The organism is Paraburkholderia acidicola (assembly GCF_002362315.1).
Lineage (GTDB): Bacteria > Pseudomonadota > Gammaproteobacteria > Burkholderiales > Burkholderiaceae > Paraburkholderia > Paraburkholderia acidicola.
Window position 1 is genome coordinate 2,076,592 of the sequence record NZ_MTZV01000006.1, and the last position, 11,556, is coordinate 2,088,147.

Sequence of the window (11,556 nt, forward strand, 5' to 3'; positions counted from 1 at the left end):
GTCAAGGCTCGACGCAGCGGAAATTTTCCGCACGATCGAGGTTGCCATGTCCGGTATAGCGCGGAAAGGCGGGGTACCGGCATAGCGGTCGTGAGCGGCCGTTGGTGGCGCGCGCGAGATCGACGGCGACGAGCGTTTGCGGCGCGACGCCGTGTGTAACCCAGTCGTCGAGCGCACCGAGCATGTCGACCGACGGGATGAATACGCCGTTGCCGTGCTGGAAGCCCGGCACCATATACAGACGCATGAACGAATCGACCTGCGCATCGCCGTAACGCGCGATCAGCGCGCGGTAGTACGCGATGGTCTGGTTCGGGCTGATCACTTCGTCGGCGAGTCCCTGCAGCGTGATCAGCTTGCCGCCACGCGCGATGAAGCGCGACATGTCCGGGTTCATCGCACCGATCGTGCCCGACAGATCGACGAGCCGCGGCAGATAGCGCCCCGGGTGCTGGACGTCGAATTGCAGGGAATTCGCGGTGTCGTCGCGCGTCACGAAGTAGCGGATGTACGCGTCGCCCTGCGCGTACAGATAGCCGTTCGAAAAGAAACCGGGTTCGGGCAAGCGTTCGGCTGAATGCGCGAGTCCGAGCATGCCGGTGAAGTGCGTCCCCTGAAACACGTTGTAGCCGCGGTAGCGGGTGACGCCCCATGCCAGTGAGTAGGGCAGCGAGAGCCCGTCGCGCAGCACCGACAGTGTCTTCAGTTGCGCGTTGGTGAGACAGGTGTCGTCTGCATCTTCGTTTGCGGTTTGTGGCGTGCAGCGTAGCGACTGGATCAGCTGCGGTTCGATCGCGCGACAGGCCGCTACGTCGCTGACGATGCCGTCGGCGGCGCCGTCTAGCGCGTCGCACGCGGCAAGCGTGCGCCGGTACACAAGTTCGAGCAGTGTCGGCGGGATGAAACCACCTGGTTTGCCATATTCGGCCTGGCCGACCTGCACGCCGAGCAACCGCACACCGGAGAAGTTCAGCGCCGGCGAGTTGGCGATCACGCCGTCGTAGTCGTCGGGAAAGCGCTGGATCACGGTGTAGCCTTCGCGGCCGCCCGTCGAGCCGCCCGCGAAGTACAACTTCTCCGGCAACCGTCCGTAGCTGCGCGCGATCAGCGCGAGTGCGACGTCGTGAGTCTTCTTCAGATGCGCGTAACCGAAATTGATCACCGCTTCGTCGACGAGTCCGAAGGCGGCGAGACCGGGATTGCCTACGTGGCCCGAGTCGTCGCCGAAGGTCGCGTAGCCTCGCGCGAGCGGTGGCTGATCGGGCGAGAACGGCACGGTACCGGTGCCGCTCACCACGACACCGCTGTAACCGCCGCCGCCGAACTGCAGCGCACGACCGTTCCAGCGCCGCGGCAGATTCAGTTCGAAACGGATGTCGGGGGCACTTGCCTTCAACGGCTTGATACTGCCGACGATGCGGCAGTATTCGCCGTCGACATTGCCCGGCGCCGCGATTGCAATCATCGCTGCGCTATCGATCTGTGCACCGTGCGTCGGCAGACCGATCTCGGCGGCGGGTAGCGCGAGTCCAGCAAGCTCGGTGCAACGCATCGGCACCGTGGGCGGTAAGCGCAACGGCTGAACTGGTGCCTTCTCTCCACCCGCGCCCGGCGCACCGCGGCCCATCGCCAGCGATGTCCACACAAGCGCACCGACGGCGCAGGCGTTGCGTACCCGCGCCGTCATCCGATGCGTGCGCCTTGCACGGCCGCGCGCGTATGCGGACCGCGCCAGTCGCGCCAGGTTTTCGCGAGTGCGAGCATTGCGGCGATGGCCGCGAAATCGCCGGCGAGTGCGGCCAGGAAGCCGGCGAGGCCGTGCCAGCCATGCGGTGTCGCGGTATCGACGACGAGCGAAATCAGCGTGCCGCCGACGAAACACACGAGCCCCGTCCTGCCCACCGCGATTACAGCCGGCAAACGCTGCGCGAGCCGTGCGACCGAGCCGCGCGCAACGCAGTACGCGGCGAGCCACGCGATGGCGCCGAAATTGACGACTCTCACGAACGATAGATGCTGCTTCATGGCACCCGGTAACGGTTGAACGAGAACGAACAGCTTGACCACGGCGAAGGCAACGACGACAGCGAATGCAATACGTGTGAGCCACTGGCCCGCAGGCGATGTCATCCGCACCGCCGAAACCGGATGCAGACGGCACACCATGCCGAGCACGAACATCAATTGCCACGCAAACGGATTGAAGGCCCAGTCGCCGACGTCGTCCATGCTGAACGCCGATGCGATCGGCGGCGCGAACCACCAGATAGCGATGCTGCACGCGAGCGCCGCCACCGCCGAACGGCGCGCCAGCGGTACCGCCAGCGGCACGAACAGCGCAAATATGACATACATCGGCAGCACGCTCGACAGATACGGTTGCCGGCGCAGCGTGAGGATGTCGAATGCGCTGCGCATTGGATGAGCCGCAAAGGGTTGCCAGCCGCTCAGATCGACCATCAGGTGATTCAGGCGCAGCAGCGCGAGAATCGCGCCTGACAGTAGCGTAAGGATCGCCGTGAGCAGGTACGCGCGATAGATTTCCCAGCAGCGCCGGAAGAAACGCGTCCGCGCAGCGGCTGCGCCACCGCGCGCAAGCACGGCCATATAGGCAGCCGCCGACGCATACCCGCCAAGAAACACGAACACTTCCGCCGAGTCGCACAGCGCGTACGCATGCAACATCACGTGCGACAGCATGCTGCCCGGAATGTGATCCAGCACGATGACGATCAGCACGACACCGCGGAAAAAATCGACCTCGATTGAACGCCCCTGGCGTGATTCCATTGGATTCTCGCTGGCTGATATGGGAAACCGAAACGCTGCGCGCTGGCGGTCGCGCATAACCGGTACGAACACCGTGCGCCCGGAATGTTCCCGGGCGCGAAATCATTGTGCGCCTCGACCTGAACCTGCTGCAGCGAGCGCGGCAGGGCGCATTTCCCGCCGCTCCCGCCCGCGACGTGTATCATTCGTCCCGGCGCTGTTCTGTGCTGGCGTTTCCAGCATTTCTTACCGCTCGTGCTATTTCCGTTACGACGCATCACGACCTGTCGGACGGTGTCGCACATGACGCGGGCCGATCCGGACCCTTCCGCAGTCATCGCCGCCGCGCTCGCCACGTTTGCCCAGTCCACCGCCGCACGTGCGTCCGGCCAGATTCCTGTTTGCGTTTTCGAACGCTTTTCGTCTCTTTTAGAGGCGAATCGCTATTCGATCCGCCGCCCGACCTTTCGTTAAGCCAGCTCCGATGCCAGTTTCAGAACTCAACCGCCGCCGCACCTTTGCGGTCATTTCCCACCCGGATGCGGGCAAGACCACGCTGACCGAAAAACTGCTGCTGTTCTCGGGCGCGATCCAGATCGCGGGCACCGTGAAGGGCCGCAAGAGTAGCCGCTATGCGACCTCCGACTGGATGGAGATCGAAAAGCAGCGCGGCATTTCGGTGGCGAGCTCGGTGATGCAGTTCGAGTACGGCGACGCGGTGATCAACCTGCTCGATACGCCGGGCCACGAGGACTTTTCCGAAGATACCTACCGCGTGCTGACGGCGGTCGATGCGGCCGTGATGGTGATCGACGGTGCGAACGGCGTTGAGGCGCAGACGCTGAAGCTGCTAGAGGTGTGTCGCAGCCGCAAGACGCCGATCGTGACGTTCATCAACAAGCTCGACCGCGAAGTGCGCGAGCCGCTCGATCTGCTCGACGAAATCGAACAGCATCTCGGCGTGGCGGCGGTGCCGTTCACGTGGCCGATCGGCATGGGCAAGGAATTCCAGGGTGTCTACGATATCCAGCGCGACCAGGTGCGTTTGTTCCGCGCGGGACAGGACAAGGCGGGCGGCGCCGTCGAAACGCTGCACGCGTTGAGCAACGCGGACGGCGAAGCGCGTTTCGGCCATTCGTGGATCAAGGCGAAGGAAGAAATCGATCTGATTACCGGCGCGACACCGATCTTCGATCGCACGGCGTTTCTCGCTGGCCAGCAGTCGCCGGTGCTGTTCGGTTCGGCGATCAACAACTTCGGCGTGAAGGAAATTCTCGATGCGCTCGTCGATCTCGCGCCGCCGCCATCCGCACGGATGACCGTGCAACGCGCAGTCGAACCCGACGAGCCGAAGTTCACCGGCGTCGTGTTCAAGGTGCAGGCGAATATGGATCTGGCGCACCGCGACCGGGTGGCGTTTATACGCGTGTGCTCGGGGCACTTCGAGCGCGGTATGGCGTTGAAAGTGACGCGTTCGGGCAAGACGTTCCGCGCGAATAACGTCGTGAGCTTTCTGTCGCAGCGTCGCGAGACGGTGGCCGAAGCGTATCCGGGCGACATCATCGGTATTCCCAATCACGGCACGCTCAGTCTTGGCGATACGCTGACTGAGGGCGAGGACCTGCAGTTCATCGGGCTGCCGTTCTTCGCACCGGAAATCTTCCAGACGATCGAAGTGGTCGACCCGATGCGCGCGAAGCAGCTTGGCGAAGCGCTCAAGCAACTTGGCGAGGAAGGGGCGATTCAGGTGTTCCGTCCGGTGATGGGCGGCGCGATGATTCTTGGCGCGGTTGGACAGCTGCAGTTTGAAGTGGTGTCGCACCGGTTGTCGACGGAATACAAGGTTGACGTGCGAATCATGCCCGCGCGCTACCGGATGTCGCGCTGGGTGACCTCCGACGACGCCGCAGAACTGCGGCGTTTCACCGATTCATACTCGGCGCGGATTGCGCTCGATGCATCGAATGCGCCGACTTATCTGGCTTCGCATGTCTCCGAGATCGAGGTTGCGCAGAAGGCGTGGCCGAAGATTGTTTTCAACGAACTGCGTGAGCATTCGGGGGCGCCGTTTAAGAAGGCGCTGTGAGGGTAAGCGGTCAGCCGGCAACGCCAGGAGTGGGCGTACTTCCGCAGCGCTGACACCAGCGTAGTACGCCCACCCCCTCACTCCATCTTCATCACCTCTTCCCGCATCCACCCCGCCAGCGCCTGCACATGTTCGAGCGCTGCATGCCGCGGCGCGATATCGAGCCAGTATCCGTAGGGCCCGGTCACCTCAACGTCCGACATCCGCGCCAGACTGCCCTCCGCGAGTTCCTCGACGATCATGTTCCGATCGACAACCGCCAGTCCCGCACCCTTGCGCGCCGCATGAATCGCCTGCTCGAGCGTCGAAAACTCGATACCGTTCTCCGCATAGTGCGCAGGCAACCCGGCCGCGGCGAGCCAGCTCGGCCACAGTTCGAGGCGCGCATCGTTGTGCAGCACGTGCAGTGCCGGAAGACGCGCCAGCACCGCGTCGAGCGGTTCGCTGACGAAACGCGGCGCACCGACTAACGTGTGTCGTTCGATCATCAGCAGTTCGGACTGCGCGCCGGGCAGCGCCGCGTTGCCGAAGCGGATGTTGCAGTGGCAGTCGTCGCTCGGCCCGGTACGTACCGACAACTCGACGTCCGGCAACTCGACAGCCAGCGATCCGAGGCGCGGTGAAAACCATTGCGTCGCGAAGGTCGGCGGCACGGATAGCACGAGCCGTCGGCGGCCGGTGGCTGAGGCGACCTGGCGTGCGCCGCGCTCGATCGTATCGAATGCATCGGTCACGCACGGCAGCAACTGCGTGCCGGCAGCGGTCAGGCGAATGCCCTTGTGATCGCGCTCGAACAGCTTGGCGCCCAGCGATTCCTCGAGAATCCGGATCTGGCGGCTCACGGCGCCCTGGGTCACGCACAGCGCCGCCGCGGCGCGGTTAAAGCTCATATGGCGCGCCGTCTCTTCGAAGAAACGCAACGCAATCAGCGATGGCAAGCGTCGCATACGGGTCCTTCAGTCTCGATGGTTGTCCGGCGAGGGGGTGCCTCGCCGTTCGCAATCTCTGCGGTTATTGATGTCGTGTGTTGCATGGCGCCGATGTATGACGCCCTTCACAGGACGCCATCCGGAAACCCGCACATGCTCCGCCCGCATCTTACTGCGGTTGGAGGCGGCTTCGTATGCCGTGCAGTATCGTGGGAGCGTTGAATTCGTCGCATCCGGCGGCGCGTTTCCGCGCGACTTCGCCTATCCTCTGATGACGTGCGCGCCTGCCGGTCGTCCCATCGCGCACCTTCCCAACTGCGGAGCCCCCCGTGACCGTTCGCAATCTCGACGCCCTGTTTCGTCCGCAATCGGTTGCCGTGATCGGCGCGTCGCAGCGGCCCGGCAGCGTCGGCGCGATGGTCTGGACACGCGTGCTGCAAGGCGGTTTCGCGGGGCCGCTGTGGCCGGTCAATCCGAAGCTCGAGACGCTCGATGGCTATCCGGTCGCCGCCGACGCTGGCGATCTGCCCGACGCGCCAACCGTCGCGCTGCTGTGCACGCCGCCCGCGACGTGGCCCGGCATCGTGCACCGGCTGGGCGGTCTCGGCACGCGGGCGGCGATTATCGTCGGCGAGGCGCGCAGCGATGCGGATCGCCGTGCCGTGCAGGACACGCTCGCGGCGGCCCGGCCGCATCTGCTGCGTATCGTCGGGCCGGGTAGCCTCGGTGTCATTACGCCCGCGCTGCGCGCGCATCTCGGCGCGCCGTCGTGCACGGTGCCCGCGGGTGGCGTCGCGTGGGTATCGCAATCGAATGCGCTGACCAATGCGGTGCTCGGCTGGGCGCACGCGCGTGGGCTGGGTTTCTCGCATGCGGTGGCGCTGGGCGGCGAGGCCGACGTCGATGCCGGCGACGTGCTCGACTATCTGGCGAGCGACTCGGGTACCCGCGCAATCCTGCTGGAGCTCGACACCGTGCGCGCGGCGCGCAAGTTCATGTCGGCGGCACGGGCGGCCGCGCGCAACAAGCCGGTGCTCGCACTGCGCACGGGCCGCGCCGATCCTGCCGACGCGCTGTACACCGCCGCGTTCCGCCGCGCCGGGATGGTGCGCGTCGATGCACTCGACGACCTGCTCGACGAAATCGAAACGCTCGGCGTGGGCCGCGTCGCGGCGAGCGACACGGCCACGCTGATCACCAGCGACCGTGGCGTCGCGACGCTCGCATGCGATGCGTTCGACGCGGCCGGCGACACGCTCGCGCACTGGCCACAACCCACCACCGATGCACTCGCGCGAGCGTTGCCGCACGTCGCAGCCGGTAACCCATTGGTGCTCGGCGACGACGCGCGCCCCGAACACTTCGGTGCCGCGTTGCAAGCGCTCGCCGAACATCGCGCGAGTGGCACGGCCTTCGTCGTGCACGCATCGACGCACAGCGCACCGGCCGCCGATGTCGCACGTGTGCTGATCGCCCATCAGCGCTACGCGTATCGCGGCTTGCTCGCGTGTTTCTTCGGTGGCCTCGATGCAGCGACGCGCGATGCGCTGCACGCGCAGGGCATCCCGGTGCACACCACGCCGCAGCGTCTCGCGCGCGCGTTCGCGCGGCTCGTCGATTACCGGCTCGGCCGCGAGCTGTTGATGCAGACGCCAGAAGGCTCGCCCGCGCAATTACCGGCCGAGATCGATGCAGCGCAGGTCGAAGCGCGTGCCGCGCTCACTCAGGGCGCAACGCAACTGAGCGGCGCAGCAGCGGCGCGTTTCTTCGGCCACTTCGGTTTGACAGTCGAGGAACAGCAGACCGATAACGAAGCCATCGTCGATGTCGCCGTCGAACTGCACGACGACGACAACTTCGGCCCAGTGTTCCGCTTTACGACTCCATCGCCGGATGGCATCGCCGCGCCGATGCGTGTGTACGGATTACCGCCGTTCAATCCGACGCTGGCCCGCGACATCACGGCGAATTCGCCGTACGCGCGGCGGGTTGCGCCCGAGCCGACGCTTGCCGCGCTGACCGCGTTGTCGCAGACCGTCTGCGAGATCAAGGAAGTGGTCGGGCTGACGCTCACGCTGCGCGTATTGAAGGACCGCACGACGCTCGTGGCGCCGATCGTGCGCGTCGCGGCGACGCGCAGCCGGCTCGCGATCATGCCGTATCCGCGGCGCTTCGAAACGACGCTCGACTGGCATGGCCTGCGCGTGACGGTGCGGCCGATCCGCCCGGAAGACGAAGCCGCGCATCGCGCATTCGTTGGCTCGATGACGCGGGATGACCTGCGCCTGCGCTTCTTCGGTTCGGTGGGGAGCTTCGATCACACGCAGCTCGCACGCATGACGCAGATCGATTATGACCGCGAGATGGCGTTGATCGCCACCATCGCGAACGACGACGGCACGGCGAGCACGCTCGGCGTAGTGCGCGCCGTCGCCGATCCGGACAATGAGACCGCCGAGTTCGCGCTCGCCATTCGTTCCGACCTGAAAGGCAAGCGGCTCGGCCGGCTGCTGATGGAGAAGATCATCGCGTACGTGCGGGCGCGCGGCACGCACTGGCTGGTCGGCGAAGTGCTACGCGAAAACGCCGCGATGATCGCACTCGCGACAAGCTGTGGCTTCACGATGACCACCACCGAAGACCCAGGCGTCATCGGTTTTCGCATGGCGCTCGATGCGCCTGCGTAGCCTTGACGCTCGGGGTGCTGAAGACCGCTTAAACCCGCTTAAGCCGCAAGCTTCATCGCCGCGTCATCAACCTGACTACGCGAAACCGCCAGCTCATCGAGCCACGTATCCGCGTAAATCGCACCAGTCTCACGCTCGAGCCGCGCGATCGTCGCCGCACAGCGGGCCGCATCCTTCGGCGTCGAGATGAAGCTCTTGACCGACTGCCCTGCCTTGAACGCATCGAACAGCGGATCGCGCACTTCGTCGGGCAGACTGCGCGTCCACTGATACGGCTTGCCGTTGAACGTAATCGACGGCGGCAGCACACGTTCTTTTTTCGTCGCGGGAATCAGGCCGTAGGTGCGCGCGGCGTCGCCGATCTGGTCGGGCGAGAAGAGTTCGTCGGGCGTGATGGCGAATTGCTCGATGTAGGTTTCGATGGCCTGCATCGCCGTGGCGCGGTCGTCGCGCTTTTGCTGGGCGCGCGCGACAATGTCGCGCAGTTCGTCGGCCTCGGCGGCGCTGATCGTGAAGTTTGCCTGCTTCTGCTGAAGCTCGGAAAAGCGCTGGAATTCGGAATCGGTCAGAAGTTTCGCCATGACGTGTCGTGAAGGAGGAGAAGGAGCGCGCATCGCGTGCGGTGGGTCCGGAAGGGCCGCTATTCTAGCGTCATGCGCGATGCGGTTCCAGTCGTTCGAGCAAATTGTGCGGCGGGCGGTGTGCTGCAAGTCTCTTGTGTATCGACGACAATGACGTCCTGCTTCGGATGTTCTCGCCGCGCATCGTCAATCTCTTTGTGGAAATCGCCATGACCTCTACGTCTTCTCCGTCCTCTTCCACCACGCGCGCGATCGTCACGGGCCACACACGCGGGCTCGGCGCCGCGCTGGCCGCGCAACTGCTCGCGCGCGGCATCGCGGTGCTGGGCGTGTCCCGTGGCGGCAATGCGGCGCTCGCGGAACGCTTCGGCAGTCTGTATGAGGAAGTCGCGCTCGATCTCGCCGACTCCGATGCAACCGCACAATGGCTCGCGAGCGATGCACTGCGGCGTTTTGTTGGCGACGCGGAGCGCGTCGTGCTGTTCAACAATGCGGGTGTCGTCGAGCCGGTCGGACCGGTTGAAGGCCAGGATATCGCGGCGATCGCGCGCGCGGTGAGCGTGAATGTCACCGCACCATTGATGTTCGCGAGCGCGCTGGCCGCTGCGAGCGCTGCGGCGACAGACCGGCGCATCGTGCATATCTCGAGCGGCGCGGCGCGCAATGCGATTGCGGGCTGGAGTGTCTATTGCGCAACGAAGGCGTCGCTCGATCACCATGCGCGTGCGGTCGCGCTCGATAAGAACCGTGCGCTGCGTATCTGCAGCGTGGCGCCTGGTGTCGTCGATACCGACATGCAGGCGGCGATCCGCAATGTGGATATCGAACGTTTCCCGCAACGCGAGCGCTTCGACGAACTGAAGCGTAGCGGCAAACTCACGACACCGGACGATGCCGCCCGGCAACTGCTCGACTATGCGTTGAGCGACGGCTTCGGCAGTGTGCCGACTGCGGATGTGCGGGAACTGCCGCCGCAGTGAGGCTCGTTGCTACGCGTCGTTCAGATTTTTGGTCATGAACACGCGACGCGTGCCCGGCGGATTGCTGGCGATGTCGCCGAACGCGCGCCAGCCGTACCGTGCGTAGAAGTCGGGTGCCTGGAAGCTGATCGTGTAGAGGAAGCCCGTATGGCAGCCGCGTCGGCGGCCCTCTTCCTCGGCACGCGCAAGCAGCGTGCTGCCGATGCCCGAGCCGCGCAGCGATGGTGGCAGATAGAACAGATCGATGAACAGCACGCCGAGCGACGTGCGACCGGTGATGCCACCCACCTCGCCGGTGGCTGGATCGGTGACCCGCACGGTCAGTGGCCGCTTGTCGTTGATACCGGTTGTGTCGATATTGAATCGGTCGAGCCCTTCGGAGAGCAGCGCATCGAAGTCGGCATCGTCGGTATCGGCAACGGTAATGGCAACGAGAGGGGCGGTCATGATCGGCAGGGTCCGGTGAGTTAAAGGCAGCGTGCCGACGCTTCCGGACCTACGCAGATGGCAACCTTCAAGCCTCCACTTCGCGGAACATCGACAGCCCCTCGATCATCTCACGCAGCAGCACCGCTGCGGCTTCGATGGTCGGCGCAGCGTACTCGTCGATACGCCGCAGATACGGACAGGTCAGCACCGCAATCGCCTGGCCCGACGGCCCGAGTATCGGGAACGTCACATCGGTGACACCGAACGTCTGCTGGCTGTCCTTCTGCCAGAACCCGGCCTGATGGATCTTGGCGCACGTGGCATCGAGCGCGGCGCGATCGATCGTCACTTCGCCCTTCACCTTCGTATGTTCGGCGAGCATCTGTTCGCGCTGCTCGTCGCTCTGGAACGCGAGCATCACGCGCCCCGAACCAGTATCGATCAGCCCCACACGCGACCCGAGCCGTACCGACATCCCCCACGATCCCGGCCCGTCCACCTGCGCGATAACCAGCAGATTGCCGCGGTCATAGACGACCAGGTGACATGACTGTTCGGCGACGTCGGCGAAACGCTGCATACGCGGTAACGCTTCGGCAATCAGCCGGCTCATCGGCGGATGACGATGCGCGAGCGCGTAGAGCTTCAGGCTCAGCGAGTAGCGATCGCCCGATGCCGAGCGCACCACATACTGTCGCGCGACCAGCCGCTCGAGCATCCGGTAGATCTCGCTGGCATTGCGATTGAGCAACTTGGTGATTTCCGCGCGCGTGAGCCCGTCGCGCTGCTCCGCGAGCAATTCGAGAATGTCGAGACCTTTGTCGAGCGCGGGAGCACGATAACGGTCGGCGTCGTCTTTTTCTTCTTGATCCATCGTGAGTCGGTGTTCGATTGCGGTTTTCGTAAGTGGCGCGCGAGTGTAGAGCGTCGCGCGCCGGCCAAGGTGCATACAGTATCAGCAAGCAGGCCAGGGAAAACACGGACGCTTGCAATGCGCACTTCACTTGACTTCAAAAAGTCCGCATATGAATAATACGTTCATTGGTGAATTGACGCTCGCCAATTTAACAACAACGCGCAGGACGATGCACTGGT

Annotated in this window: 10 protein-coding genes; 4 read left to right on the top strand and 6 right to left on the bottom strand. The window is 64.7% G+C overall.

Translation table 11 applies throughout. The annotated features are described in order from the left end of the window. Nucleotide 1 precedes the first annotated feature (1 nt). Complete coding sequence (locus BWP39_RS27980) at nucleotides 2-1,687, bottom strand: tannase/feruloyl esterase family alpha/beta hydrolase (RefSeq protein ID WP_096725464.1); 1,686 nt, start codon at nucleotides 1,685-1,687, stop codon at nucleotides 2-4. Further along, on the bottom strand, nucleotides 1,684-2,790 hold the full coding sequence (locus BWP39_RS27985) for an OpgC domain-containing protein (RefSeq protein ID WP_096725465.1): 1,107 nt from the start codon (nucleotides 2,788-2,790) through the stop codon (nucleotides 1,684-1,686). Before BWP39_RS27985 ends, BWP39_RS27980 begins: the two co-directional genes overlap by 4 nt. A gap of 282 nt (nucleotides 2,791-3,072) precedes the next feature. Here BWP39_RS27985 and BWP39_RS31795 point away from each other — a divergent pair, with 282 nt between their 5' ends. Together BWP39_RS31795 and BWP39_RS27990 are read left to right on the top strand one after the other, a co-directional pair. After that, a complete protein-coding gene (locus BWP39_RS31795; protein WP_157915190.1) occupies nucleotides 3,073-3,243 on the top strand; it encodes a hypothetical protein in 171 nt (56 codons plus the stop codon). A gap of 10 nt (nucleotides 3,244-3,253) precedes the next feature. Beyond that, nucleotides 3,254-4,855: a peptide chain release factor 3 gene (locus BWP39_RS27990; RefSeq protein WP_096725466.1), complete on the top strand. Its 1,602-nt coding sequence runs from the start codon at nucleotides 3,254-3,256 to the stop codon at nucleotides 4,853-4,855. A 77-nt stretch (nucleotides 4,856-4,932) separates the two neighbouring features. Here BWP39_RS27990 and BWP39_RS27995 read toward each other — a convergent pair whose 3' ends face one another. After that, entirely contained in the window at nucleotides 4,933-5,802 is an 870-nt protein-coding gene (locus tag BWP39_RS27995; protein ID WP_096725467.1) for a LysR family transcriptional regulator, read from the bottom strand. 311 nt (nucleotides 5,803-6,113) lie between these two features. Here BWP39_RS27995 and BWP39_RS28000 point away from each other — a divergent pair, with 311 nt between their 5' ends. Then, nucleotides 6,114-8,471 (top strand): GNAT family N-acetyltransferase, encoded by a 2,358-nt coding sequence (locus tag BWP39_RS28000; RefSeq protein WP_096725468.1) that lies wholly within the window; start codon nucleotides 6,114-6,116, stop codon nucleotides 8,469-8,471. A gap of 38 nt (nucleotides 8,472-8,509) precedes the next feature. On the opposite strand, the gene BWP39_RS28005 is transcribed toward BWP39_RS28000, so the two are convergent. After that, nucleotides 8,510-9,052, bottom strand: a complete 543-nt coding sequence (locus tag BWP39_RS28005; RefSeq protein WP_096725469.1) for a hypothetical protein — start codon at nucleotides 9,050-9,052, stop codon at nucleotides 8,510-8,512. 209 nt (nucleotides 9,053-9,261) lie between these two features. Between BWP39_RS28005 and BWP39_RS28010 the strand changes: the two genes are divergently transcribed. Continuing rightward, the gene (locus BWP39_RS28010) at nucleotides 9,262-10,032 is read left to right on the top strand and encodes an SDR family oxidoreductase (protein WP_096726219.1); all 771 of its coding nucleotides are present in this window, start codon (nucleotides 9,262-9,264) and stop codon (nucleotides 10,030-10,032) included. 9 nt (nucleotides 10,033-10,041) lie between these two features. On the opposite strand, the gene BWP39_RS28015 is transcribed toward BWP39_RS28010, so the two are convergent. After that, nucleotides 10,042-10,479: a GNAT family N-acetyltransferase gene (locus tag BWP39_RS28015; protein WP_096725470.1), complete on the bottom strand. Its 438-nt coding sequence runs from the start codon at nucleotides 10,477-10,479 to the stop codon at nucleotides 10,042-10,044. A gap of 67 nt (nucleotides 10,480-10,546) precedes the next feature. Next, the gene (locus BWP39_RS28020) at nucleotides 10,547-11,335 is read right to left on the bottom strand and encodes an IclR family transcriptional regulator (RefSeq protein WP_096725471.1); all 789 of its coding nucleotides are present in this window, start codon (nucleotides 11,333-11,335) and stop codon (nucleotides 10,547-10,549) included. Nucleotides 11,336-11,556: the final 221 nt, after the last annotated feature.

Coding starts and splice junctions, on each gene's coding strand:
- BWP39_RS27980 (WP_096725464.1), bottom strand. CDS start 1,687: ATGACGGCGCGGGTACGCAACGCCTGCGCCGTCGGTGCGCTTGTGTGG.
- BWP39_RS27985 (WP_096725465.1), bottom strand. CDS start 2,790: ATGGAATCACGCCAGGGGCGTTCAATCGAGGTCGATTTTTTCCGCGGT.
- BWP39_RS31795 (WP_157915190.1), top strand. CDS start 3,073: ATGACGCGGGCCGATCCGGACCCTTCCGCAGTCATCGCCGCCGCGCTC.
- BWP39_RS27990 (WP_096725466.1), top strand. CDS start 3,254: ATGCCAGTTTCAGAACTCAACCGCCGCCGCACCTTTGCGGTCATTTCC.
- BWP39_RS27995 (WP_096725467.1), bottom strand. CDS start 5,802: ATGCGACGCTTGCCATCGCTGATTGCGTTGCGTTTCTTCGAAGAGACG.
- BWP39_RS28005 (WP_096725469.1), bottom strand. CDS start 9,052: ATGGCGAAACTTCTGACCGATTCCGAATTCCAGCGCTTTTCCGAGCTT.
- BWP39_RS28010 (WP_096726219.1), top strand. CDS start 9,262: ATGACCTCTACGTCTTCTCCGTCCTCTTCCACCACGCGCGCGATCGTC.
- BWP39_RS28015 (WP_096725470.1), bottom strand. CDS start 10,479: ATGACCGCCCCTCTCGTTGCCATTACCGTTGCCGATACCGACGATGCC.
- BWP39_RS28020 (WP_096725471.1), bottom strand. CDS start 11,335: ATGGATCAAGAAGAAAAAGACGACGCCGACCGTTATCGTGCTCCCGCG.